The 22,913-nt window shown below is 62.3% G+C and carries 22 protein-coding genes; 15 read left to right on the top strand and 7 right to left on the bottom strand.

The window, feature by feature from the left end:
- The 5 genes from ACEW8Q_RS06225 to ACEW8Q_RS06245 all read left to right on the top strand — a co-directional run.
- A partial coding sequence (locus tag ACEW8Q_RS06225) for an RNA polymerase sigma factor (RefSeq protein WP_373503186.1) occupies window positions 1-1,040 on the top strand: 1,040 nt, incomplete at its 5' end.
- Between the two features lie 49 nt (window positions 1,041-1,089).
- Window positions 1,090-2,310, top strand: a complete 1,221-nt coding sequence (carA, locus tag ACEW8Q_RS06230) for a glutamine-hydrolyzing carbamoyl-phosphate synthase small subunit (RefSeq protein ID WP_373503187.1) — start codon at window positions 1,090-1,092, stop codon at window positions 2,308-2,310.
- A 254-nt stretch (window positions 2,311-2,564) separates the two neighbouring features.
- Window positions 2,565-3,356, top strand: coding sequence for a class I fructose-bisphosphate aldolase (locus ACEW8Q_RS06235; RefSeq protein WP_373503188.1), 792 nt, complete (start codon window positions 2,565-2,567; stop codon window positions 3,354-3,356).
- Between the two features lie 7 nt (window positions 3,357-3,363).
- Window positions 3,364-4,650: an FGGY family carbohydrate kinase gene (locus ACEW8Q_RS06240; protein ID WP_373503189.1), complete on the top strand. Its 1,287-nt coding sequence runs from the start codon at window positions 3,364-3,366 to the stop codon at window positions 4,648-4,650.
- 53 nt (window positions 4,651-4,703) lie between these two features.
- The gene (locus ACEW8Q_RS06245) at window positions 4,704-6,200 is read left to right on the top strand and encodes a carboxypeptidase M32 (RefSeq protein ID WP_373503190.1); all 1,497 of its coding nucleotides are present in this window, start codon (window positions 4,704-4,706) and stop codon (window positions 6,198-6,200) included.
- Here ACEW8Q_RS06245 and ACEW8Q_RS06250 read toward each other — a convergent pair.
- The 5 genes from ACEW8Q_RS06250 to ACEW8Q_RS06270 form a co-directional block, all read right to left on the bottom strand.
- The gene (locus tag ACEW8Q_RS06250; RefSeq protein WP_373503191.1) at window positions 6,197-7,003 is read right to left on the bottom strand and encodes an ABC transporter permease; all 807 of its coding nucleotides are present in this window, start codon (window positions 7,001-7,003) and stop codon (window positions 6,197-6,199) included. The two genes, ACEW8Q_RS06245 and ACEW8Q_RS06250, sit on opposite strands and share 4 nt — an antisense overlap.
- 1 nt (window position 7,004) lies before the next feature.
- Complete coding sequence (locus ACEW8Q_RS06255; protein ID WP_373503192.1) at window positions 7,005-7,865, bottom strand: ABC transporter permease; 861 nt, start codon at window positions 7,863-7,865, stop codon at window positions 7,005-7,007.
- A 108-nt stretch (window positions 7,866-7,973) separates the two neighbouring features.
- Window positions 7,974-9,125, bottom strand: coding sequence for a PotD/PotF family extracellular solute-binding protein (locus ACEW8Q_RS06260; protein ID WP_373503193.1), 1,152 nt, complete (start codon window positions 9,123-9,125; stop codon window positions 7,974-7,976).
- A gap of 30 nt (window positions 9,126-9,155) precedes the next feature.
- Window positions 9,156-10,181, bottom strand: a complete 1,026-nt coding sequence (locus ACEW8Q_RS06265; protein WP_373503194.1) for an ABC transporter ATP-binding protein — start codon at window positions 10,179-10,181, stop codon at window positions 9,156-9,158.
- Between the two features lie 337 nt (window positions 10,182-10,518).
- On the bottom strand, window positions 10,519-11,082 hold the full coding sequence (locus ACEW8Q_RS06270; protein WP_373503195.1) for a hypothetical protein: 564 nt from the start codon (window positions 11,080-11,082) through the stop codon (window positions 10,519-10,521).
- A gap of 192 nt (window positions 11,083-11,274) precedes the next feature.
- Between ACEW8Q_RS06270 and rpsF the strand changes: the two genes are divergently transcribed.
- From rpsF to ACEW8Q_RS06300, 6 genes are all read left to right on the top strand, one after another.
- Window positions 11,275-11,649: a 30S ribosomal protein S6 gene (gene rpsF / locus ACEW8Q_RS06275; RefSeq protein ID WP_373503196.1), complete on the top strand. Its 375-nt coding sequence runs from the start codon at window positions 11,275-11,277 to the stop codon at window positions 11,647-11,649.
- A complete protein-coding gene (gene rpsR / locus ACEW8Q_RS06280; protein ID WP_373503197.1) occupies window positions 11,649-11,888 on the top strand; it encodes a 30S ribosomal protein S18 in 240 nt (79 codons plus the stop codon). Before rpsF ends, rpsR begins: the two co-directional genes overlap by 1 nt.
- A 13-nt stretch (window positions 11,889-11,901) precedes the next feature.
- Window positions 11,902-12,471: a 50S ribosomal protein L9 gene (gene rplI, locus ACEW8Q_RS06285; RefSeq protein WP_373503198.1), complete on the top strand. Its 570-nt coding sequence runs from the start codon at window positions 11,902-11,904 to the stop codon at window positions 12,469-12,471.
- A 248-nt stretch (window positions 12,472-12,719) separates the two neighbouring features.
- On the top strand, window positions 12,720-13,976 hold the full coding sequence (locus ACEW8Q_RS06290; protein ID WP_373503199.1) for a class I SAM-dependent methyltransferase: 1,257 nt from the start codon (window positions 12,720-12,722) through the stop codon (window positions 13,974-13,976).
- A gap of 87 nt (window positions 13,977-14,063) precedes the next feature.
- On the top strand, window positions 14,064-15,563 hold the full coding sequence (locus ACEW8Q_RS06295) for a replicative DNA helicase (protein ID WP_373503200.1): 1,500 nt from the start codon (window positions 14,064-14,066) through the stop codon (window positions 15,561-15,563).
- A gap of 251 nt (window positions 15,564-15,814) precedes the next feature.
- Window positions 15,815-16,678: a helix-turn-helix domain-containing protein gene (locus ACEW8Q_RS06300; protein WP_373503201.1), complete on the top strand. Its 864-nt coding sequence runs from the start codon at window positions 15,815-15,817 to the stop codon at window positions 16,676-16,678.
- Between the two features lie 74 nt (window positions 16,679-16,752).
- On the opposite strand, the gene ACEW8Q_RS06305 is transcribed toward ACEW8Q_RS06300, so the two are convergent.
- On the bottom strand, window positions 16,753-17,130 hold the full coding sequence (locus ACEW8Q_RS06305; RefSeq protein ID WP_373503202.1) for a hypothetical protein: 378 nt from the start codon (window positions 17,128-17,130) through the stop codon (window positions 16,753-16,755).
- 265 nt (window positions 17,131-17,395) lie between these two features.
- Here ACEW8Q_RS06305 and alr point away from each other — a divergent pair, with 265 nt between their 5' ends.
- From alr to ACEW8Q_RS06325, 4 genes are all read left to right on the top strand, one after another.
- The gene (alr, locus tag ACEW8Q_RS06310) at window positions 17,396-18,535 is read left to right on the top strand and encodes an alanine racemase (RefSeq protein ID WP_373503203.1); all 1,140 of its coding nucleotides are present in this window, start codon (window positions 17,396-17,398) and stop codon (window positions 18,533-18,535) included.
- On the top strand, window positions 18,532-19,305 hold the full coding sequence (locus tag ACEW8Q_RS06315) for an MlaE family ABC transporter permease (protein ID WP_373503204.1): 774 nt from the start codon (window positions 18,532-18,534) through the stop codon (window positions 19,303-19,305). Before alr ends, ACEW8Q_RS06315 begins: the two co-directional genes overlap by 4 nt.
- A gap of 4 nt (window positions 19,306-19,309) precedes the next feature.
- Complete coding sequence (locus tag ACEW8Q_RS06320; RefSeq protein WP_373503205.1) at window positions 19,310-20,083, top strand: ABC transporter ATP-binding protein; 774 nt, start codon at window positions 19,310-19,312, stop codon at window positions 20,081-20,083.
- Between the two features lie 246 nt (window positions 20,084-20,329).
- Window positions 20,330-21,988, top strand: coding sequence for an amidohydrolase (locus ACEW8Q_RS06325; protein WP_373503206.1), 1,659 nt, complete (start codon window positions 20,330-20,332; stop codon window positions 21,986-21,988).
- On the opposite strand, the gene ACEW8Q_RS06330 is transcribed toward ACEW8Q_RS06325, so the two are convergent.
- The gene (locus tag ACEW8Q_RS06330; RefSeq protein ID WP_373503207.1) at window positions 21,985-22,890 is read right to left on the bottom strand and encodes an endonuclease/exonuclease/phosphatase family protein; all 906 of its coding nucleotides are present in this window, start codon (window positions 22,888-22,890) and stop codon (window positions 21,985-21,987) included. The two genes, ACEW8Q_RS06325 and ACEW8Q_RS06330, sit on opposite strands and share 4 nt — an antisense overlap.
- Window positions 22,891-22,913 lie beyond the last annotated feature (23 nt).

A 22,913-nucleotide genomic window follows, 5' to 3' on the forward strand; every position in this document is an offset into this window, starting at 1 on the left:
GCGTGCCGCAAGCGCCCGAAGCCTGGCTGCTGACCGCGGCGCGGCGCACGCTCATGAAGTCGGTGCGGCATCAGAAGGTGGCGCAAGCCGCCGAGCCCGATCTCGTGAACCAGATCGAGGAGGCCATCGACATGATGGAAGCGGGACGCGGCGATTTTGCCGACGAGCGGTTGAAGCTGCTGTTCGTCTGCGCCCATCCGGCGATCGACCCGGCAGCCCAGACGCCAATGATGCTGCAAGCCGTACTGGGCCTCGATGCCGTGCGCATTGCCGCCGTGTTCCTCGAGCAGCCCGCCACCATGGGCCAGCGGCTGGTGCGGGCCAAGGCGCGCATCAAGGAATTGCGCATTCGCTTCGCCGTTCCCGACACCCATGAGCTGCCGGAGCGGCTCGATGCCGTGCTGCAGGCGATCTACGCCGGTTTCACTGCGGGCTGGGAAGACGGCGGACCACTCTCGGGCGAGGCGATCTGGCTCGGCCGCACCGTGCTGGCGCTGATGCCGGACGAGCCCGAGGCGATGGGACTCCTGTCGCTCATGCTCCATTGCGAGGCGCGGAAAGCAGCGCGGCGCAAGGGCGGCTTCGTGCCGCTCGACCGCCAGGACGTCAGCCTGTGGGACGAGGCGATGATGGCGGAGGCCGACGCGCTGCTGCGGGCGGCGGGGCAAATAGAGCGCTTTGGCCGCTTCCAGTGCGAGGCAGCGATCCAGTCGGTCCATGCCGCGCGGCGCTTTACCGGCAGGACCGACGGGGCTGCCTTGACGATGCTCTATGCGGCACTGGTCCGGCTTTCGCCCACGCTCGGCGCGCGGGTGGGACAGGCTGCCGTTGCCGAGCCGGAACAGGGGCTGGGCCTGCTCGCCCAGCTGCCAGAGAAGGTGGTCGCCGCCTACCAGCCTTTCCATGCGGTGAAGGCCGATCTGCTGAAGCGTCTGGGCCGCGAAGTGGAGGCCACGGCGGCCTACGCCCGCGCCATCGAGCTCTCGCCCGACGAAGCGGTGCGGCGTTTCCTGTGGACCTGCATGTCCGCGGAAACTTGACGGACCGCCCCCGGTCCCTTAACCAGCCTCAAATTCCGGAGAGTCCGCCATGCCCGCCGTCAAGAAGCCTGCCAAGGCGAAGAAAGCCGCACGCCCCCAGTTCGGTGACTGGGACGCACCGCGCGTGACAGCCCTGCTGGTGCTGGCCGACGGCACGGTCATCGAGGGCTATGGCATCGGTGCCGAGGGCGAGGCAGTGGGCGAAGTGTGCTTCAACACGGCCATGACGGGCTATCAGGAAGTCCTCACCGACCCCTCCTATGCCGGTCAGATCGTCACCTTCACCTTCCCGCATGTGGGCAACGTCGGCACCAATGACGAGGACATCGAGACGACCAACCTTGCGGCGTCTGCGGGCGTCGTCGGTGCCATCGTCAAGGAGCCGATCACCGAACCCGCCAACTACCGCTCCGCCAAGCACTTCGACAAGTGGCTGAAGTCCCGCAATATCATCGGACTGTCCGGCATCGACACCCGCGCGCTCACCGCCCGCATCCGCGAACAAGGCATGCCCAACGGCGTCATCGCGCACAATGCCAAGGGCAGGTTCGACATCGCCAAGTTGAAGAAGATGGCCGCCGCCTGGCCGGGCCTCGTCGGCATGGACCTCGCGAAGGACGTGTCCCTCACCCAGCGCATGGAGTGGGACGAAAAGCTGTGGGACTGGAAGGACGGCTACACCTGCGCCGAGGACGGGCCGTGGAAGGTCGTCGCCGTCGACTATGGCCTGAAGCGCAACATTCTCCGCTGCCTGACGAGCGCTGGTTGCGATGTCACGGTGGTTCCAGCCACGACAAAGGCCGAGGACATCCTCGCCATGAACCCGGACGGCGTGTTCCTCTCGAACGGCCCCGGCGACCCTGCCGCCACCGGTGAATACGCTGTTCCCGAAATCCGCAAGCTGGTGGATTCAGGCAAGCCCCTTTTCGGTATCTGCCTCGGCCACCAGATGCTGGGCATCGCGCTCGGCGCGAAGACCATGAAGATGCATCAGGGCCATCACGGCGCCAACCACCCGGTGAAGGACTTCACCACCAACAAGGTGGAAATCGTGTCGATGAACCACGGATTCGCGGTCGACCGTGAATCGCTACCCCAGGGCGTGGTCGAAACCCATGTCTCGCTCTTCGATGGATCGAATGCGGGGATCGCGCTCGAAGGCAAGCCCGTGTTCTCCGTGCAGCATCACCCGGAAGCCTCTCCCGGCCCGCAGGACAGCCACTATCTGTTCAGGCGTTTCGTCGGGCTGATGGAAAAGGCGAAGGGCTGAAATCCATTCGATGAAGTCTTCGCCCCGCGCAGGCGGGGAGAAGAAAGGGGCCCGCCGCGGAGCGGTGGGATAGATGAGGGGCAATCGGACTTTGCGTGTTGCATGGCCCGATTGCCCCTCTCCTACCCCAACTTCGTTAGGTCCCCTTCCTCTCCCCTCCGGCGAGGGGCGAGGACAGCAATTTCGCATTGGCGCTTCTCGGTATTGCCGTCTAGTCTCCGCAGCAACTTTCATTGCAACCGGAGACTTGAGCCTTGGGCCGCTACAGCACGAACTATCGCATGAACCGGGTACTTCGTCCGGACAGGGCCGCACTTGTGGTTCCGATCGATCATGGGCTCGTCTGGGGCCGCGTGCCGCAGCTTGAAGCGCCAGTGACAGTCATGCGCCGCTTTCTGAAGGAAGACGTGACCGGCTTCATGGTTTCGACTGGGATCGTGAAAAACTCGGAGGTCGACATGGCGGCCAATCCGCAGTTCGCCCGCATCCTGGCGATCGATGCCTTCTGGCCGACGAGTGCGGCCGACAAGGGCACCGGCTCGCTGGTGGCGAGTGTCGAGGATGCTGCCCGCCTCGGCGTCGACTGCGTGAAGCTGCTGCTGCCGTGGAATGTGAACGACGCCGAGAAGGTGCTCTATTGCCAGCGCATCGGCACGGTCGTCTCGGAGGCTTCCAAGTGGCACATGCCGGTAATGGTCGAGCCCGTCTTCCTCAACACCCCGCGCAGCCCTGAAATCATCGAGGCGGAACTTGAAGTGGCGCGCGTCGCCTATGACCTCGGCGCCGACATCATCAAGATCACCTTCCCCGGCCCCGATGCGACAGCGAAGCTCTGCGCTGAACTCGACATTCCCATCGTGGTCGCGGGCGGTCCCTTGACCGGCGACGCGAAGTCGACGCTGAAGGACGTGACCGAGGCCATCGAGGCTGGAGCGCAAGGCGTGGTCGTGGGCCGCAAGGTGTGGCAGCGGCCTCCGGAAGAAACCAGCTGGCTCATCTCCGAGATGGCGAAGGCCACGCGCTCCGTCTTCACCCGCCGCTGGTAATCACGCCGTGATCTGCTGCGGCCTCGACATCGGAAGCACGAACGTCAAGGTGGTGCTGGCCGATGGCGATGGCCGCAGCATCTGGGTGAAGTCGGTCCCCTCACCCCGGCTGGACGACGGCATCGGCATCGCAACCGATGCGACAGCCCTCGTGCTGCTGATCGAGGACATGATCATCGAGGGCTGGCGGGCGGTGGCGAAGGGCAAGCCCCTCTCCGCCATATCTTCCGCTGGCGTTGGCGAGGATGGCGTGTGCGCCGATACAGCGCTGCAGCCTTTGGGCCTCGTCATCCCATGGTTCGACAAGAGGGCGATGCGCGAGGTGGAAGCGTTCCGTGCCGCGTGGCACTTCACCCGCGTCGACTTTCACTCAACGGCCGCAAAATGGATGTGGATGCGGAAGCACCGGCCCAGCGAAATCGGCGGCGCCCAAACCTGGATCACGCTGACCGACTATGCCTCCTCGCTCTGGTTCGGCGCGCCCTTCATGAGCGAGACGCTCGCCGCACGCACCGGCTGCTATGATCTCGTCAACCGACGCTGGAGTAATGACGCTCTCGCCTTCGCCGGAGCCCCGCCCCTGCCTCGCCTTTTGAAGACCGGCGAGATCGCGGGCACGGCGGGACCCGGCCGATTGCGCGAGGCGGGTGCAGTCTCATCGTCCACCCTCATCGTGGCGGGAGGGCATGATCACCCGATCGCGTCTTCCGCCATCCTGCGTCTCAATGCGGAAGCGCGGATCGATTCACTCGGCACCGCCAACGCCCTCTATGGCGAGACGCGCGTGGCCTCACCCAACATCGACGACAGCCTCGAGGCCACGGTTCCGGCGATGTGCGGCGATGGCCTTGCCCTCGTTGGCGTAACGGAGTTCACCGCGACGCTCGACGCGAAATACGGGAAGTCGGCTCCCAAGGCGCTCCTGCAATTGCCGCGTCTTCCGGGCGAACCAAACGGCTCCGGCGATGACGAGGCGTCCTGCATCCGCCGCACGCTGGAAGAGATGGCGCTTCGTGGACGGAACTTCCTGTCGTGCTTCGACCGCGCCGGCGTTTTGCGAGGCCAACTCTATGCGACCGGCGGCTGGGCACGCTCGACAGCACTGATGGAACTTCGCGCCAGCATGTTCCGCGAGCCGATCACCGTCGTGGACGAGCCCGAACTCGTGGGGCTGGGCGCCGCCCTCCTCGGCCTCGAAGCCGCAATGGGCCGAGACTGCTCCTTCACGCCAGCCAGGGGCGTTCACACGGTGGACCCGCTGGGCCGCTGGGCGGAAGCCTATTCGGGCTTGTGAGAGCGGCGTCCGCGCCATAAATCAGGCGTCCCGCCTTTGAGAAAGTTGCTCTGATGTCCTTTGCCCAACTCGACGCACTCTGCCGCAGGCTTGAAGCCCTTGACCATGCCCAGGCCATGCTGGGCGTGGACGAGGCTGTGAACATGCCGGAAGGCGGCGGAGAGAAACGCGCCGAGGCCATGTCGGTTCTGGCCTCCATGGCGCACGAGATGGCATCTGCCCCGCACATCGCCGACTGGATCGAAGCGGCCGCTGCCGAAGACCTCGATGCCGATCAGACGGCGGCGCTGGCGGAGTTCAGGCGCAGCTACATCAATCGCACCTGCCTCTCGTCGGACTTTGTGGCAAGGCAGGTGAATGCCCGGCTGCGCTGCGAGCAGCTCTGGCGGCAGCTGCGCGCGAAGAACGACTGGAACGACTTCCTGCCTTCCTTCGAGAACATCGTGGAACTGGCGAAGGAAGAAGCAGCCCGCCGGGCCGAGGTGCTGAAGCTGTCGCCTTATGACGCGATGATCGAGCAATATGACCCAGGCAGCCGCTCGGCGGACATTGCGGCCGTCTTCACCGACTTGAAGCGCTTTCTCAAGGGCTTCATTCCTGAGGCGTTGGACGCACAGGCCCGGCGGCACGCGAAGCGTCCGTTGAAGGAATTCGCTGGGCCCTTCCCGATCGAGAAGCAGAAGGCGCTGGGCCTCACGCTGATGAAGGCCGTGGGCTTCGATTTCGACCACGGCCGTCTCGATATTTCGCATCACCCGTTCTGCGGCGGCGTGCCCTCGGACGTCCGCATGACGACGCGCTATCGCACCGATGAATTCCTTTCCTCCCTCATGGGCATCCTCCATGAGACCGGCCATGGGCTCTATGAGCAGAACCTTCCGCATGACCTCGGCCACTGGCCAAGCACCAGTGCGCGCGGCATGGCGGCACATGAAAGCCAGAGCCTGTTCCAGGAGATGCAACTGTCGCGGCGCCCGGAGTTCTGGGCTTTCGTCCTGCCGCTGGCGCGCGATATTCTGGGTGCGGAGCATTTCGCCGGCGTCGAAGTCGAGGACATGCTCGCACATGTGCATCATGTGGAACGCGGCTACATCCGCGTCGATGCAGATGAGGCCACATATCCCTTGCATGTGATCCTGCGCTTCGAGATCGAGCAGGATCTTGTCACCGGCAAGCTTGCAGCGAAAGACGTTCCCGAAGTGTGGAACGCCAAGATGCAGGAGTGTCTCGGCCTGTCGACCGCCGGAAACTACAAGGACGGGCCGATGCAGGACGTGCACTGGCCGTCAGGCGCCTTCGGATATTTCCCAAGCTACACCCTGGGCGCCATGATGGCGGCACAGCAATGGGCGGCCGTCGAGCGCGCCATTCCAGATGCAGGCGCGCAGATCGCGCGAGGTGACTTCTCCGCCATCAACGACTGGCGGCGCGCCAACATATGGTCGAAGGCTTCAACGCTGTCCACCCCCGAGATCATGCGGCAGGCGACGGGCGAACCGCTTCATGCCAGATACTTTGAAGCGCATCTCAAGGCGCGCTATCTCGGCTAGCGTGCCGTCTTGTGCCCGCGCTGCAGGATCAGTTGCGCCAGCACAAGCAGCGCGAAGGATGTGAGCAGCACAACGGTGCCAACCGCGTTGATCTCTGGCGTAACGCCTCTTCGGATCGAGGAGAACACATAGATCGGCAGTGTCGTATCCGGTCCCGCCACGAAATAGGCGATAATGAAATCCTCGAACGAGAAGGTGAAGGCTAGCAGGAAGCCCGCGAGGATCGACGGCGCCAGAAGCGGCAGAACCACCTGCCGGAATGTGCCGAGCGGTGTGGCATACAAATCTTCTGACGCCTCGACCAAGCTGCGGTCCATGCCTTGCAATCTCGCCCGCACGAGGAGCGCCACGACCGCGATATTGAACAGGACATGTGCGGCGATCACCGCCCAGGTGCCCATCTGAAGCTTGAAGCTGAGAGCCGCCGTCACCCAGGGATTGACGAGATCGAAGAATGATACGAAGGCGATCAAGGTCGAGATGCCGATGACGATGCCCGGCACCATGATGGCGACATAGATCAGCGCATCGAATGTGTGTCTCAACCACCCCGTCACGCGCTCCAGCCCCAGAGCCGCGAAGGTTCCGAAGATGGCTGAAAGAAAGGCGGTCGACAGCGCAATGAAAACGCTGTTGCCCAATGCTTCCACGATCAGCTTGTTGTTGAAGGCCTTGGCATACCACGCCAGCGAGAAGCCCTGCCAGTCCATCGCGTAGCTTCCCGAGTTGAAGGAGAAGCCGACGATCAAGGCAATGGGCGCATAGAGGAAGATGTAGATGAAGATGGCGTAGACCCTGAGCATGCTACACTAGGGCCGCGCGCCGCGTGTCGGACTTCGACAGCACGAACCGCATGTAGAAATAGATCGTCACGAACATGATGACAACAAGCGCCACCGACACCGCCGCGCCAAAGGGCCAGTTGCGCGACTGGAGGAAGAGGTCAACGAGCGCGTTGCCGATGAAGAAGACCTTTCCGCCGCCAAGGAACTGCGGAAGGATGTAGTCGCCCATCAGCAGGATGAAGACAAGCATCGACCCGGTGGCGACACCGGGAAGCGCCAGCGGCAATGTCACCTGCAGGAACGTGCGCACGGGCGTGGCACCAAGATCGGCCGAAGCCTCGAGCAGCCGCTTGTCCAGCTTTTCGAGGGATACATAGATGGGCGGCACCATCAGCGGCAGGAAGCCATAGACCGCGCCGATGAGAACGGCCCAGGGCGTGTTGATGAGTCTCACATCCGTGATGCCGATCCACGCCAACCACGATGGAATGCCCTTTGCACCGAGCAGCATCATCCACGCATAGTAACGCAAGAGCTGGCTCGTCCAGAACGGCGCCATGACCAGAACAAGCATAGTGACGCGCCAGCGCGGGCTGGTTTTCACCGCGAGGAAGTATGCCATGGGAAACGCGAAGACGGCCGTAAGCAAGGTGCCCAGCGGTGCGAGCGTGAGCGTGTTGTAGAAGGCCTTCCCGCGCGCTGGAATATTCGCGTAGTTCTCGAACGTGAAGGCCGGCGAATACCCGCCCGCGGGCGCGCGCTCGCCAAATGAATAGATGAGCACGACGGCCAGCGGCACCAGCAGCATGAACACGAAGAACACCGCCGCGGGTGCAAGCAGCAGTGCCGTGACGGCGCGGGAACGAGCCGCCTCCTTCATGTGCCGTCATGGCGAGGCATGACCCCGCCATCTCCATCGAGACGAAGAGTCATGCCCGCGTCTGGCGCGGGCATGACGGAGGTTGTCAGAGCGCGTCGTGGCAACAGATCAGGCCGACTTGAAGCGGGCCATGAGTTCAGCACGGGCCGGGCTGGTCAGCGTCTCGGCCGCACCATATTCAAGCGAAGATAGAAGTTCGGCCGCCGGATAGAGGATGGGGTTTGCCAGCATCTCCTTGGGCAGCAGCGCGTTGCAGCGTGCATCCGTCGATGGTGCGCCGTGCGCCACGATCTCCTTGGCGTTGATCTCCGGCGTGAGGATGTAATCGATGAAGGCATAGGCCGCATCGCGGTTGGGCGCGCCCTTGATCACCGCATAATGGTCGACCCAGATCTCGCCGCCGTCCTTGCCCAGAACATATTGCATCTCCGGCATGTCGCGATGGAGCTGAGCGGCATCATTGGTCCAGCACATAGCCATTGCCGCGTCGCCGTTCCGCATGGGCGGTTGGTAGTCCGACGTGATGCCGAAGAGATGCGGCTTGACCGCGATCAGCAGCTTCTCGATTTCCGCCAGCTCGTTTTCCGCCAGTGTGTTGAAGCCATAGCCCAGCGCCTTCGCCGCACTGCCGATGGTGGTCAGCTGATAGTCGTGCACCGTGGTCTTGCCGGAAAGCGGGCCCTGCGTGAGGTCGAAGAATTCCTTCCAGCTCGTCGGGTTCTGCGTCGCGGTCTTGGTGTTGACGATGAAGCCCGTGGTGCCCCAGTCCTTCGGCACGGCATAGGCGGTGCCGTCAATGGTGCCCGGCCCGAGGAAGCGCGGGTCCTGGGATTTCTCGTCATAGTTGGGCATCAGCTTGAGATCGAGCGGCTCGATGAGATCAAGCTGCTTGTAGGTAGAAATCGTGTAGTTCGTCGGCACCAGCACGTCCCAGCCGGTTGAACCTGCCTGCAGCTTTGCGAGCATTTCCTCGTTGGAACCGAAGACATTGACGTTAATGGTGACGCCCGTCTGCTTGGTGAAGTTGTCGTAATTCTCCTGCGAGAAATAGTTGGGCCAGGTCGTGACGTTCAGTGTGCCCGAGAGCGCGGCATGGGCCTTGCGCGGCTTGAAGCCGGGCACGGCGCTGCTCAGTGCCGCGGTCGCCAGTCCAAGGCCGGTGACGCCCAGGAAGTGGCGGCGCGTGACGCTGCCCTTCTGGAAGCGGCGCAATTCCTCGAGGAACTTCTGCGGCGAGATATGATCCGGTGTCTTGCTCATTGTCTTCTCCCTGTTTTGGTCTTCTTCACTTCAATTGTCCGGCAGGATGCGTTCGGACTCAGGACGCCAGCCTGCAGCGATGCTATCGCCGATGTCATAGACCCCCGCCTCGCGCTCGGACTTGCGCGGCGCCATCACCACGAATTGGCCCAGCACATCGTTGGCCACGACATATTCAGTGTGCTCGCCCAGAAAGATCCGGTTCAGCACCTTGACGGGCACGCGGGCCGAAAGCCCGTCGGGCAGATGCTTCACGCTCTGCGCAATCTCGATCATCTCGGGGCGCACGCTGAGGATCCCGGTCGCCGATGCGCCCTTGAAGAAATTGGTCTTGCCCACGAAGTCCGCGACATAGCGGTTGACCGGCCGGTCATAGAGCTCGCGCGGGCTCCCGGTCTGAACGATGCGGCCCTCACGCATCACGCAGACGCGGTCGGACATGGATAGCGCTTCTTCCTGGTCATGGGTGACGAGAAGGAAGGTGATCCCCACGTCGCGTTGCAAGGATTGCAGTTCGATCTGCATGTCGCGGCGCAGCTTGCGGTCAAGTGCCGCGAGAGGTTCATCCAGAAGAAGGACGGCGGGGCGATTGATCAGCGCGCGGGCGAGCGCCACGCGCTGCTGCTGGCCGCCCGATAGCTCGTAGGTCCGCCGTTTGCCGTAGCCGTCAAGCCGCACCATGGCGAGCGCCTCGTCTACGGCCTTGGCGATCTCCGGTTTCGACGGTTTCGGCGAGCGCTGGCGAATGCCATAGGAAACGTTGTCCGCAACCGACAGATGGGGAAACAGCGCATAGTGCTGGAACACCATGTTGACCGGGCGCTTGTAGGCCGGAATGCCGGTGACGTTCTCACCGCGGATGAACACGTCACCGGATGAGGGTTGCTCGAACCCCGCCATCATGCGGAGGCTGGTGGTCTTGCCGCACCCGGACGGTCCGAGAATTGAGAGAAACTCGCCTGACTTGACCGACAGGTCATTGTCGGCGACGGCGGTGACATCGCCGAAACGCTTGCTGACCTTGCGAAATTCGATGACGCTCTGTGAGCCGCTCAATGTATTGCCATGAAAGTATTATTCCGCACGTTCCATCACGCGCCGAGGCTTGTCAATCATCGACGCAACGTCACTTCAGGCTGCATTCCGTTTCGGTGTTTGTATCGAGCCGGAAATACAGGTCGTCTGAACCTAGGGCGCCGTGGAAGATTGGTCTTCGGCCTGCACGGGCATGGCGGACGCAATCAATCCAGTCAGCAGGGAGGAGAATTGAGCGCGCAACACTTGGTCTCCTTGTTGGGCACAAGTCCAGCGTTGTTTCACGTTCCGGTCATCCGCAGGCCGTAAAGGAAAACGGGCCCCGCATGGAGCCCGTTCCGGTACATCGTTTGACGATTCAGAGCATAGGTGGGCCGGTCGACAGGTTTGTGGTCTCGCGACGACCATGTGTTGCAGATACCCCAGTCGCAAAACTCAAGCCGGCGTCTCGCAAAAGCGGAGCCGGAACATAAACGTCAGGTTCAAAAGAGGTTGAAGGCGTGCCTGGTGCAAAGCACAGGATGCAACCGCAGTCATGCAGCCCCGGCCGCTCGGGTTGCTGCCCGCCGCCCTGGTGGAACGGGCAGTCTTCGGCCATGGATTCTGCCTGAGCTGTGCTGGACAAGGATACCGCATTGAATCCCGGCAGGAAAAGGCTCGCAAACAGGAGCAGCGTCAGGCAAACGGCGAGGATCCGCCTCAGGCGGAGCAGAACCATTCTGATGGTCAGCTTGACTCGCATGCTGGTATGATGACTCATCATTGACTGATCCGCAAGAAAGCAGACGCCCGCAGACGCACAAAAAGTGCTGTATTTTTGGGCATTTTTACGCCTTGGCTGCGCAGGTCCATGGCAAACAGCCCGGGGTGGCAGGTTGGCCGCGTTTGCCCCATGCTTGCATTCCCCAATCTTTTCCGTCATAAGCCCGGCTGCCGATAGGCACCCGGCTGGTGGCTGAACGGAAGGATCGCCTTGGCGATCAGGGGTTGAACCCCGGCTTCCTGTGTCTCCGCTCTTTCGTTGACCGGTCTTTCGAGCCTTTCATACGGGTTCGAAAGAGGCTCTGCGCCGGATGCTGAAGGCTCGAAACGTAATGAAGAAAGGCTAATCCATATGGCTCTCTACGAGCACGTGTTCCTGACCCGTCAGGACGCTGCGCCGACTCAGGTCGAAGCCCTGACGGAGCAGTACAAGGCCCTGATCGCCGCTGGCGGCGGCAAGGTCACCAAGACTGAATACTGGGGTCTCAAGTCCCTCACCTACCGGATCAAGAAGAACCGGAAGGCGCATTACACGCTCTTCAACATCGACTCTCCCTCTGCCGCCGTGGTCGAGATGGAACGCCAGATGTCGATTTCCGAAGACGTCATCCGCTTCATGACCGTCAAGGTCGAAGCGCTTGAGGACGGTCCGTCCGCCCAGATGCGCCGCCGCGAAGATCGCGAGCGCCGCGATGACCGCAACGAGACGACCGAGGAGGCCAACTGATGTCAGCTCCCCAGGCCCGCCGGCCGTTCTTCCGCCGCAAGAAGAGCTGCCCCTTCACCGGCGATAATGCGCCGAAGATCGACTACAAGGACGTGCGCCTTCTGCAGCGCTATGTCTCCGAGCGCGGCAAGATCGTGCCGAGCCGCATTACCGCGGTCTGCGCCAAGAAGCAGCGCGAACTGGCCCAGGCCATCAAGCGCTCGCGTTTCCTTGGTCTGCTGCCCTACGTGTTGAAGTAAGGAGAACGCACAGATGGATCTCATTCTTCTCGAGCGCGTTCCCAAGCTTGGCGCCATGGGCGACGTGGTAAAGGTTCGCGACGGTTATGGCCGCAACTTCCTGCTCCGGCAGGGCAAGGCTCTGCGCGCCACCGACGCCAACAAGGTCAAGTTCGAGCGTGATCGCGCGGCCCTCGAAGCCCGCAACGCCGAGCGCCGCGCCGCCGCCGGCGAGGAAGCGAAATCGCTCGACGGCAAGAGCTTCACGCTCATCCGTCAGGCCGGTGAATCGGGCCAGCTCTACGGCTCCGTCTCGCCGCGCGACATCGCCGATGCCGCTGCGGCCATGGGCGTCACGGTCGATCGTGGCCACATCCAGATGATGGCCCCGATCAAGACCATCGGCGTCTATCAGGTGACGGTGTCGCCGCATCCGGAAGTCGAGGTCACGGTGACGGTGAACGTCGCCCGCAGCCCCGAGGAAGCCGCAGCCCAGGCGCGCGGCGAGGATCTTTCCGGTCCCGTCTCCGACCGCGCCGAAATCCGCGCCGCTGCCGAAGCCCTCTTCGAGGAAGCCCAGGCCGACGCCCGCGACGAAGAGTAGTCTTCTCGCACCATGCAGAATACGAAAGGGCCGCCTTCAGGGCGGCCCTTTTCGTTTGTCATGGGGTGAGGAAATGGGCTCTGCGCAACCTGACGTGTCAATTCTCCTTGACAATGTTAACCTTTTGCTGTCCGCCCCCCTTGCGCACAGGCGAATCGTGATATTAAACTTTAGTTAACAATTCGAAGATGGTTCCAGGGGTGAGGCTTTCCCGCCGAGAGGGCGATAGCCAAGCGAGGGAGTACAACATGTACGCACTTCTCGATCGCGCACTGAAGAATATCATGAAGACGGGAACACTCCGCGTCACCGATCCCGATGGAAGGATCAGGGAGTATGGCGACGGGACCGGAACTCCGGTGGGCATGCGCGTTGCCACGCCAGCGGCCGCGGCCAAGATCGCGGCCGATGCCGACCTCTACTTTGGCGAATGCTACATGGACGGCAGTCTTGAGCTGACGCAGGGCACCATCTACGATCTGCTTGCGGTCCTGATGCAGAATGCCCAGCCGCAAACCTTGCCGAAAGTCGCCAAGGCGGCCTATGGCGTTCGCAAGATGCTGAAGCGGGTCGACCAGTACAACCCGGTCGGGAAAGCCAAGAACAACGTCGCCCATCACTACGATCTCTCGGGCCAGCTTTACGATCTCTTCCTTGACCGCGACCGGCAGTATTCCTGCGCCTATTTCGAGACCGATGATGGCTCCCTCGAAGAGGCCCAGCTTGCCAAGAAGCGCCACCTGGCCGCCAAGCTCGGCATCAGGCCGGGCATGAAGGTTCTCGACATTGGATCCGGATGGGGCGGCCTCGGGCTTTATCTTGCCGAGATCTGCGGCGCAGAGGTCACCGGCGTCACGCTGTCGGAAGAACAGCACAAGCTGTCAAACGAACGCGCACTCCAGCGCGGTGTGGCAGATCATGTCTCCTTCAAGCTGCAGGACTACCGCCACCTGGATCAGCAGTTCGACCGCATCGTCTCGGTCGGCATGTTCGAACATGTCGGCATCGGGCACTTCAACGAGTTCTTCACCAAGGTGAACAGCCTGCTGAAGGACGACGGCGTCGCCGTGCTGCATTCGATCAACCGCTCCGATGGTCCCGGCGCCACGAGTGCATGGATCAAGAAGTACATCTTTCCCGGCGGTTACATTCCTGCCCTATCCGAGGTGCTGCCGCATATCGAGAAGGCGGGGCTCTATGTCACCGACATCGAGATCCTGAGATTGCACTACGCCAGGACTCTGCGCGAATGGGCCGTCCGCTTCGCCAGCAGCCGCGCGCGTGCCAGCGAACTCTACGACGAACGTTTCTGCCGCATGTGGGAGTTTTATCTGGCGGCCTCCGAATGCGCATTCCGCTTCGGCGGCATGAACAATTTCCAGATCCAGTTCGGGAAGAACCAGCATGCCCTTCCGCTGACGCGGAACTACATGTTCGAAGAAGAGGAAAGGCTGCGGAATATCGATTCCCGGCGCCCGCGCTTCATGTCGGTTCCCGCAGAGTAAACTTTGTCGGTTTCGTTGTGCTTGTGAATAACGGGCACAGGCGCGAAAAGTCGACCCAGACTCGCCTTGTTCCGCTAGAATGAGGTCATGAACCCGCAACCCAGCCTGCGCGCCATCGACAATGATGCCGCCGACGACACCTTTCGCACCCCGCCCCACAACCTGGAGGCGGAGCAGGCTTTGCTTGGCGCGATCCTCGTCAACAATGAAGCCAGCGACAAGGTGTCGGCCTTTCTCCTGCCAGAGCATTTCTTCGAGCCGCTTCACGCGCGAATCTACGAAGCCGCCACGACCCTCATCAAGATCGGCAAGCTCGCCAGCCCCGTAACGCTCAAGAGCTATTTCGAGAACGACGCCACGCTGAAGGAGATCGGCGGCACGGCCTATCTGGCAAGGCTTGCGGCAAATGCCACGACCATCATCAACGCCGAGGAATATGGCCGCAGCATCTATGAACTGGCCCAGCGCCGCAAGCTCATCGGCATCGGCACCGATCTCGTCAACGAGGCCTTCGACCCTGACATCGAGGACAATGCCAAGGACCTGATCGAGCGCGCCGAGCAGACGCTCTATTCAATGGCCGAGACGGGCAAGTACGGCCAGGGCTTCCAGCCCTTCACCCGCGCCCTCACCGATGCCGTCGACATGGCGGCCGGCGCCTATCAGAGGGACGGCGGACTTTCGGGCATTTCGACGGGGCTGAAGGACCTCGATGAGAAGATGGGCGGATTGCAGAAGTCCGACCTCATCATTCTCGCCGGCCGCCCGGCCATGGGCAAGACGTCGCTTGCGACCAACGTCGCCTACAACATTGCCCGCGCCTACAATGCCGAGCACAAGGCGGATGGCTCTGTCGAGGTGAAGGATGGCGGCGTCGTTGCCTTTTTCTCTCTCGAAATGTCGGCCGAACAGCTCGCCACGCGCATCATCTCCGAGCAATCGACCATCCCGTCGGAACGCATCCGCCGCGGCAAGATCACCGAAGACGAATTTGCGAAGATCGTCGAAGTCACCCGCGAGCTCCAGTCCCTGCCGCTTTACATCGATGCCACTGGCGGCCTCACCATCGCACAACTTGCAGCCCGTGCCCGCCGCCTGAAGCGCCAGCGCGGTTTGGGGCTCATCGTGGTCGACTACCTCCAGCTTCTCACCGGCTCGTCCCGCCGCGCCGCAGAAGGCCGCGTGCAGGAAGTCTCTGAGATCACGGTGGGGCTCAAGGCGCTGGCAAAGGAACTGAGCGTTCCCATCGTTGCCCTCTCGCAGCTGTCGCGCCAGGTCGAAAACCGCGACGACAAGCGCCCGCAACTGGCCGATCTCCGCGAGTCAGGATCGATCGAACAGGACGCCGACGTCGTGCTCTTCGTCTACCGCGAAGAGTATTACCTGGCCCGCAAGGAGCCACGGCCCAACACGCAGGAACACTTCGACTGGCAGGAGCAGATGAACCGGGTCAGCGGAATCGCCGAGGTCATCATCGGCAAGCAGCGCCACGGCCCAACCGGCATTGTGGAACTGCAGTTCGAGGCTTCACTGACCAAGTTCCAGAATCTGGTCCGCGCCGACTACCTGCCGGAACGCTTCGAGTAGCTGCCGTTACACGTTAAGTGACCGTAACTTTATGGAGTCCTCCTTGAAGAGAGGGGACTCAAGGTCAATATCCGCTAAAATTCTGCGTATTTGTGAACCTTCAAGGTTACAGTTCTTTCGGAAATATTTTTCTGAGGCCTTGAAGAGTGCATCCATAAGACAGAATTGACGAAACGAGAATTATAGAGGTAAGTCATCGTGTTGTTTTCAAGTGTCGCCGTCTACCGAACACGTCTGACCAGCGAGGTGGCATGATGAGCGAACAGGGTTCATTTTCACCGCACCAGAACTTCGCCGAGAACCTGATGGCGCTGTGCATGCGCCATGGATCGATCGCATCCGTCTGCCGCGGGATCAACATGAACCGGCAGCAGTTCAACAAGTATCTCTCGGGTTCAGCACTTCCCAGTCCCGCGACGATGGAGAAGATCTGTTCTTTCTTCGACGTTGATCCTGAGGCGATGTTCCATGATCCCAGGGGCTTCAGGGGCAATCGCCCCGAACCCCGGCCAGACCCCATGGACATCCTCAGCCAGGTTCCCTCCGCGGTCCTGCTGGGTATGACGCAATCTCTCTCCACGATGCGCGAGACATCGCTGCGGACCGGTTGCTATCTGTTCTATTATCCGTGGCCGCGAAATCCCACGATGTGCGCGCGCTCGGCCATGATCGTGACCCGCAGGGACGGCTACACCCTCTTCACCCGCTTCACCAAGTTCCGGGTGCTGGGGGAGCGGCAGAACTACTACCTCCGCGGCCGCCACGACGGCGTCGTGCTGGAAGCGGATGGAGCAAAATTCCTGCTGGCCATCAACAAGAAGGGCTTCGGTGAACTGAGCCTCGTCACCTTCGGTGTGGAAGACGTCCTGAACAGCGATTTCCTCAGTGGTCTGGCTCTGGTCATGGGCCCATCTGCCAATCCGATGGCACTGAGGGCGATTCTCCAGTACCGCGGCTCACACGATATTCTGCGCAAGACCATTTCCGAAGCAGGCATTCTGCCCCTGTCGGACCCGAGCATCGACGATCAGGTGCGCGAGGCCATTTCGGACGTGCCGCAGATTACGTCACCTCATTTGCCGACCTACAAACTGGTCGACCGCTTGCCAAGGTGAGCCACCCCCCAAGAATTGAAAGGGTGACTCCCTGACTGCACAATGCGGGCGCTGGCGACTTGCGTGACCGGGCTTCAGGCAGGACGCTTGAGGCTTTCCAAGGCAAGAAGCGCTTCGACGATCTTCCGGGTCCGGTAGGCAACCGGCTTCGACGCGCGGACGCGGCGGATGGACCCCGGCACCTGCCCCTTGAGAGCCGTCAGCAACAGGGCCTGGTACTGGTCGAAGAGCATGGGGCCTCCGTCGTAGACAGGCTGCCACAACTCCCTGGCCTTCCAGGCGGATACATCACTGCGCCTCAGAGTCTTCACGGCCCGCAACACCCGGCGGAGTTCGACCGCGTCGGGCGGAGGTACTTCAAAATAGGTATCGACCGGAGACGAAACATGTTCGTCGCCAGCAATGGACTCTATCTTCGCCTCGGCAAGAATGTCTGTTCGAGCGTGACCCAAGTAAACCTCCCAAAAAATCGAGGGTATCGAACCGCGGTCATCGCGCACAATTCTAACAACCTCTTCGTGAAAACGTATGCAGCATTGGGATGAAGCGCAATTTCGCTCCCATTTCGCTCCTCACGGAAAAGTGAAGGAATGTTTGGAATTTCGCTTTTCAATTGAGCAAAGCGAACGAGAATAACCAAACCACAAGCTTCCCGGCCGGCAATCGACTTGATCCGGCCTTTGTCTCACCGTAAGCCACGCGCGAGAGTGAGACCGCATGACACACACGCCCGAAGACCTTGCCGGAGCCGTGCTGACCATCGATCTGGTGGCGCTGAAAGACAATTGGCGCCTTCTGTCCCAGCGCGCCGGTGAGGCGGAATGCGGTGCGGCTGTGAAGGGCAATGGATATGGCCTGGGTATCGCTCCCGTGGCCAAGGCCTTGTGGGAGGCAGGGTGCCGCTCTTACTTCGTGGCGCGCCCCAAGGAAGGCGAGGAACTTCGCGCAATTCTCCCGCAAGCCACGATTTATGTGCTGGACGGACTTTTTGCCGGTCAGGCCGAGTTCTACGCCAAGCTCAACCTCTGCCCTGCCCTGATCTCGATCGAGGAAGCCCGCGAATGGGCTGGCTTCGGACGGGTTTATGGCCGCAAGCTGCCCTGCGCGCTCCATGTCGACACCGGCATAAACCGGCTGGGCTTCTCCATGTCGGAGTTCGAGGCGCTGTTGGCCGACAACTTCCTGATGGAGGGACTGAACGTCTCGCTCCTGATGAGCCACCTCGCCTGCGCCGACGACGCGCCCCATGCCCTGAACGAGAAGCAGCGCGACGCCTTCGCCTCGATCAGGGCCCACATGCCCGGCGTTCCGGCGAGCCTCGCCAATTCCAGCGGCATCTTTCTGGGCGGCGGCTTCACGCATGATCTCGTCCGCCCCGGCATAGCACTCTATGGCGGCAACCCCACACCCGGACTTCCCAACCCCATGCGCGCCGTGGCCCATCTCGAAGGCACGGTCATGCAGGTGCGGCACGTGAAGTCCGGCGAGACCGTTGGCTATGGCGGCACCTGGGAGGCAAAACGGCCCACTCGCATCGCCGTCCTCGGCGCGGGCTACAAGGACGGTGTGCCGCGAGCCTTGTCTTCCAGGGAGGACACCGGCCCAGCGCAGGTTTTCCTCAATGGCCGCCGCTGCCCCATCATCGGCCGCATCTCCATGGACATGATGGCGGTCGACATTACCGAACTCATGCCGCATTCGGTGGTGCGCGGCACGCGGGCTGAAATCCTCGGCTCCCACATCCTGATCGACGAAGCGGCGGCCTGGACGGGCACCATCTCCTATGAGTTGCTCACGCGCCTCGGCAGCCGCTATGCAAGACTCTACACAGGCCTCGAATCGGACGGCACCGCTTGAACATTCTCGCTCACATCGGCCGCGCGGCACTTTCGCTGTTCGAGGAAATCGGCCGCGTGAGCCTGTTCCTGAAGGACAGCCTGGTCCAGGGGCTGACGCCAAAGATCTTCTTGCGCCAGATTCTCGATCAGATGCTGAAGATCGGCTATTTCTCGCTCCCCGTCGTCGGCCTCACGGCTTTCTTCACCGGCGGCGCATTGGCCTTGCAGATCTATCTGGGCTCTTCGCGCTTCAACGCCGAAAGCCTTGTCGCCTCGATTGTGGCGCTGGGCATCACGCGTGAACTGGGGCCGGTTCTGGCGGGCCTCATGGTCGCTGGCCGCGTTGGTGCCTCGATCGCAGCCGAACTCGGCACCATGCGCGTCACCGAGCAGATCGACGCGCTGGTGACGCTCGCCACCAACCCGTTCAAATACCTCGTGGGCCCCCGCATCATCGCCGCCGTGCTGACGCTTCCCATCCTCGTCGGCATCGGCGACATCATCGGTATCATGGGGGGCTATGTGGTGGGCACCCGCTCGCTGAACCTCAATGGCTACGCCTATATCAAGAACACCGCCGACTTCCTCGAACTGAGCGATGTTACCTCCGGGCTGATCAAGGCAGCAGTCTTTGGCTTCATCATCGCGGTCATGGGCTGCTACCACGGCTTCAACTCGAAGGGTGGTGCCGCAGGCGTGGGCCGCGCCACCACCAATGCGGTCGTCTCCGCCGCAATCCTGATCCTCGCCGCGAACTTCGCCCTCACCTCTCTCCTGTTCGCGGACTGAACCGATGGCAGAGGGTCACATCGTACTCGAGAACGTGAGGAAGAGCTTCGGGCCGAAGCATGTGCTGAACGGCGTCAATCTCTCTGTTCAAAAGGGGCACTCGCTGGTCGTCATCGGCGGTTCGGGCACCGGCAAGTCGGTGATGCTGAAATGCATCCTCGGCATCCTGCAGGCCGACGATGGCGCAATCCGGGTCGCTGGAGAAAACGTGCTGGGCCTCACGGGCAAGTCCCGCGATGACTACCTCCAGCGCTTCGGCATGCTGTTCCAGGGCGCGGCACTGTTTGACTCGCTTCCCGTGTGGGAGAATGTCGCCTTCGGCCTCATCCAGGGCCGCCACATGGCCCGGGCCAAGGCACGCGACATCGCCGTCGAGAAACTGGGCCAGGTGGGCCTCGGCCCGGAAGTCGCGATGCTCTATCCGGCGGAACTCTCCGGCGGCATGCAGAAGCGCGTCGGCCTTGCCCGCGCCATCGCGGCCGATCCCGAGATCATCTTCTTCGACGAGCCGACGACCGGCCTCGACCCGATCATGGCCGACGTCATCAACAACCTTATCGTCGACTGCGTGAAGCGGTTGGGTGCCACGACGATCTCGATCACCCACGACATGGCGAGCGCGCGCAAGATCGCCGACGACATCGCCATGATCTACAAGGGCCAGATCCTCTGGCAGGGCCCGGCCAGTACCATCGACACGAGCGGCAACCCTTACGTCGAGCAATTCATCCACGGAAGGGCAGAAGGCCCGATCCAGATGGACGTGCTGAAGCCCTAGCCCAAAAAAGAAAGGCCGCCCTCATGAGCGGCCTTTCCGTGAGATGCGTCTGGGCACCTCGATATCCGTAGCGTCAGCCCTGCGTTCCCGCAGAGGCGACGATCCGCACGAAGAGAACTCCAGACACAGTGAACTCACTCGACATCGGATCACCTCCTTTCGTTGTTGAAGACTGTGCCAAGGTGGGGCCTTGCCCGTCCTTCGTCAAGCGGGCATTTACAGGGTTCGCTTGCAGAGGGATTGCCCATGACCACCGCCGACATCCTCATCACCAACGCCCGCGTCCTCACCATGGACCCTGCCCGCCCCCGCGCCAGCGCCGTGGCCATCAAGGGCAACCGCATCCTTCGCGTCGGGTCGATGGACGATGTGGCGGGCCTCAAGGACAAGCATACCCGCGTGATCGACGCGCAGATGAAGACGGTGATGCCCGGCATCATCGAGGGCCACGTTCACCTGTTCGGCGGAGCGGTTGAACTCGAAACGCTGATGCTCAATGGAATCAATGGCTTCCAGGCCATCGCGGAATCAGTTTCTCAATACCGCAAGGCCCGCCCGAATGACCCAGTGCTGCTCGCCACAGGCATCGCGCATGAAAGCTTCGGCGAGCCGATCACGCGGCAGATCCTCGACCGCATCGTCTCCGACATTCCCTTCATGGTCTTCTGTTTCGACCACCACACCATGTGGGCCAACACAAAGGCGCTTGAAGCCGCCGGCATCATGAAGGGCCGCAAGCTCCCCGTCGGCAACGAGATCGTGCTCGACGCCAACGGCATCGCCACCGGCGAGTTGCTGGAGCCCGCGGCCTACATGCTGGCGCAGGCCTTGACCCCCACAGGCGGGCGCGAGTGGCTGGGCATGACCACGGGCGAGAACCCCAATCCGCCCGCAACGCCCGCCCAGCGCGAACTCGACATGTCGTTCTTCAAGAAGGGCATCGCGCACGCCGCCTCGCTGGGCATCACGTCGATGCACAACATGGACGGCAACTGGTACCAGCTCGAACTCCTGCAGGCCCTGCTCGACCGGGGCGAGATGAATGCCCGCGTGGAAATCCCCTTCCATCACAAGAATTACTTCGAGCCCTCGCGCGTTGACGAAGCCGCCGAGATGCGGGCGAAATACCAGGGCGACATGCTCCATTGCGACCGCGTGAAGCTCTTCATCGACGGCGTGCTGGAAACCTTCACCGCCCTGATGCTGGACGATTATCCCGGCACCACCGGCAACAAGGGCGCTCCGCTGTTCACGGCGGAAGAGTTCAACGAGGTGGTGACGCGCGCCGACCGGCACGGGCTGCAGGTCTCCACCCATGCCATCGCCGACGGCGCGGTCCGCCGCACGCTCGATGGCTACGAGGCGGCGGCAAAGGCCAACGGCAAGCGCGACTCGCGCCACCGGATCGAGCACATCGAATTGATCGACCCCACGGACATTCCCCGCCTCAAGCAACTGGGCGTCGTCGCCTCGCTGCAGCCCATCGCGGGCGTCGGCGTGCCGGGTAGCCCGCACGAGCCGATCCTCAGCCGCGTGGGTGACAAGCTGCCCTATGCCTATGCCTGGAAGATGCTGCGCGACTCGGGCGCCGTCATCGCCTTCTCGTCAGACTGGCCGGTGGCCCCGTTGAGCCCCTTCCTCGGCATGCAGGCAGCGATGACCGCAAAGCCGCTCCGCCGCGACTGCACGAGCCAGGCCCAGAGCTTGATGGATACGCTCCACGGCTTCACGGCGGCTGGCGCCTACATGGAGTTCATGGAGGACAGGAAGGGCACATTGAAGGAGGGTTACCTAGCCGACGTCGTGGTGCTCGACGCCGACATGGAACGCACGCCCGCGGAAGCCATCTCCACGGTTCGCCCCGTCACCACCATCTGCGACGGGCGGGTGACGTTCGAACGTTAGGGACTGGGGATCGACACTCTCGCCAGAAGCGGCAGGTGATCGGAGCCTGCGCCCGGAAGGATCCGCACGGAGGCCACCGCGCTGTCCGGTACAAGAACATGGTCGATGGGCAGCATCGGCCATGGACCAACTCCCAATGGCGCCATCTTCAGGCTGAGGCGAAGCCCCGGCGCCACATGCGTGTGCGAAGCCTGCGCAATGCGGTTGACCTGATGGCTCCATGGTGCGGCGTTGAAATCTCCTGCGATAACAACCGGCTGTGTCAAAGAGCTTAAGTCTGGTGTGAGCGAGCTGATTTGATCGGCTTGTGCAAAGGGATATGGCCAATGAAGGTGAACACTCGCCACTGTCACCTGACGGCCCCTGATATCAATCCGCATCCACGCGAAGCCACGCCCCTCCTCGCACCCCTCGCCGACCGTCTCGTGCCGCGACAGCACCGCGACCCCGCCCACGGCCGTGAAGGGGCAGAAGACCTGATGCGGATAGTCCGCCCGTAATTGCTCCATGATGATGGAGGTGGTTTTTGACACCTCCTGCAGCGTGATGACGTCGGGCCTCACCCGTGACACCTGCGCGACGATCGCCGTGGGCGTGGGGTTCTTGAACAGCGTGTTGAACTGCAGAAGCGAGAGATTCACCATAGTGACGGGCTTCTGCCGCACCAGGGCCGGACTCATCAGGAAGACGGATGCAGCGAGCATCGCGCTGCCCGCTGCTGCAAGCCGCCAGCTTCGCACCAAGAGCAGCAGCACGATTCCCAACGCCAGCAGCACGGCCAGATGCAGCCGAAAATGCGCAACCGAGTCGAAGAGCGGATGGACTGCCTGCCCGAACCCCGCCAACTGGACCGCCGACACGCCCAGCACTCCGGCCTGAACCAGCCACCGTATAAATCTCATGCTACCCCCGATCGGCCCGCAGT

The organism is Aestuariivirga sp. (genome assembly GCF_041738905.1).
Taxonomy (GTDB): domain Bacteria; phylum Pseudomonadota; class Alphaproteobacteria; order Rhizobiales; family Aestuariivirgaceae; genus Aestuariivirga.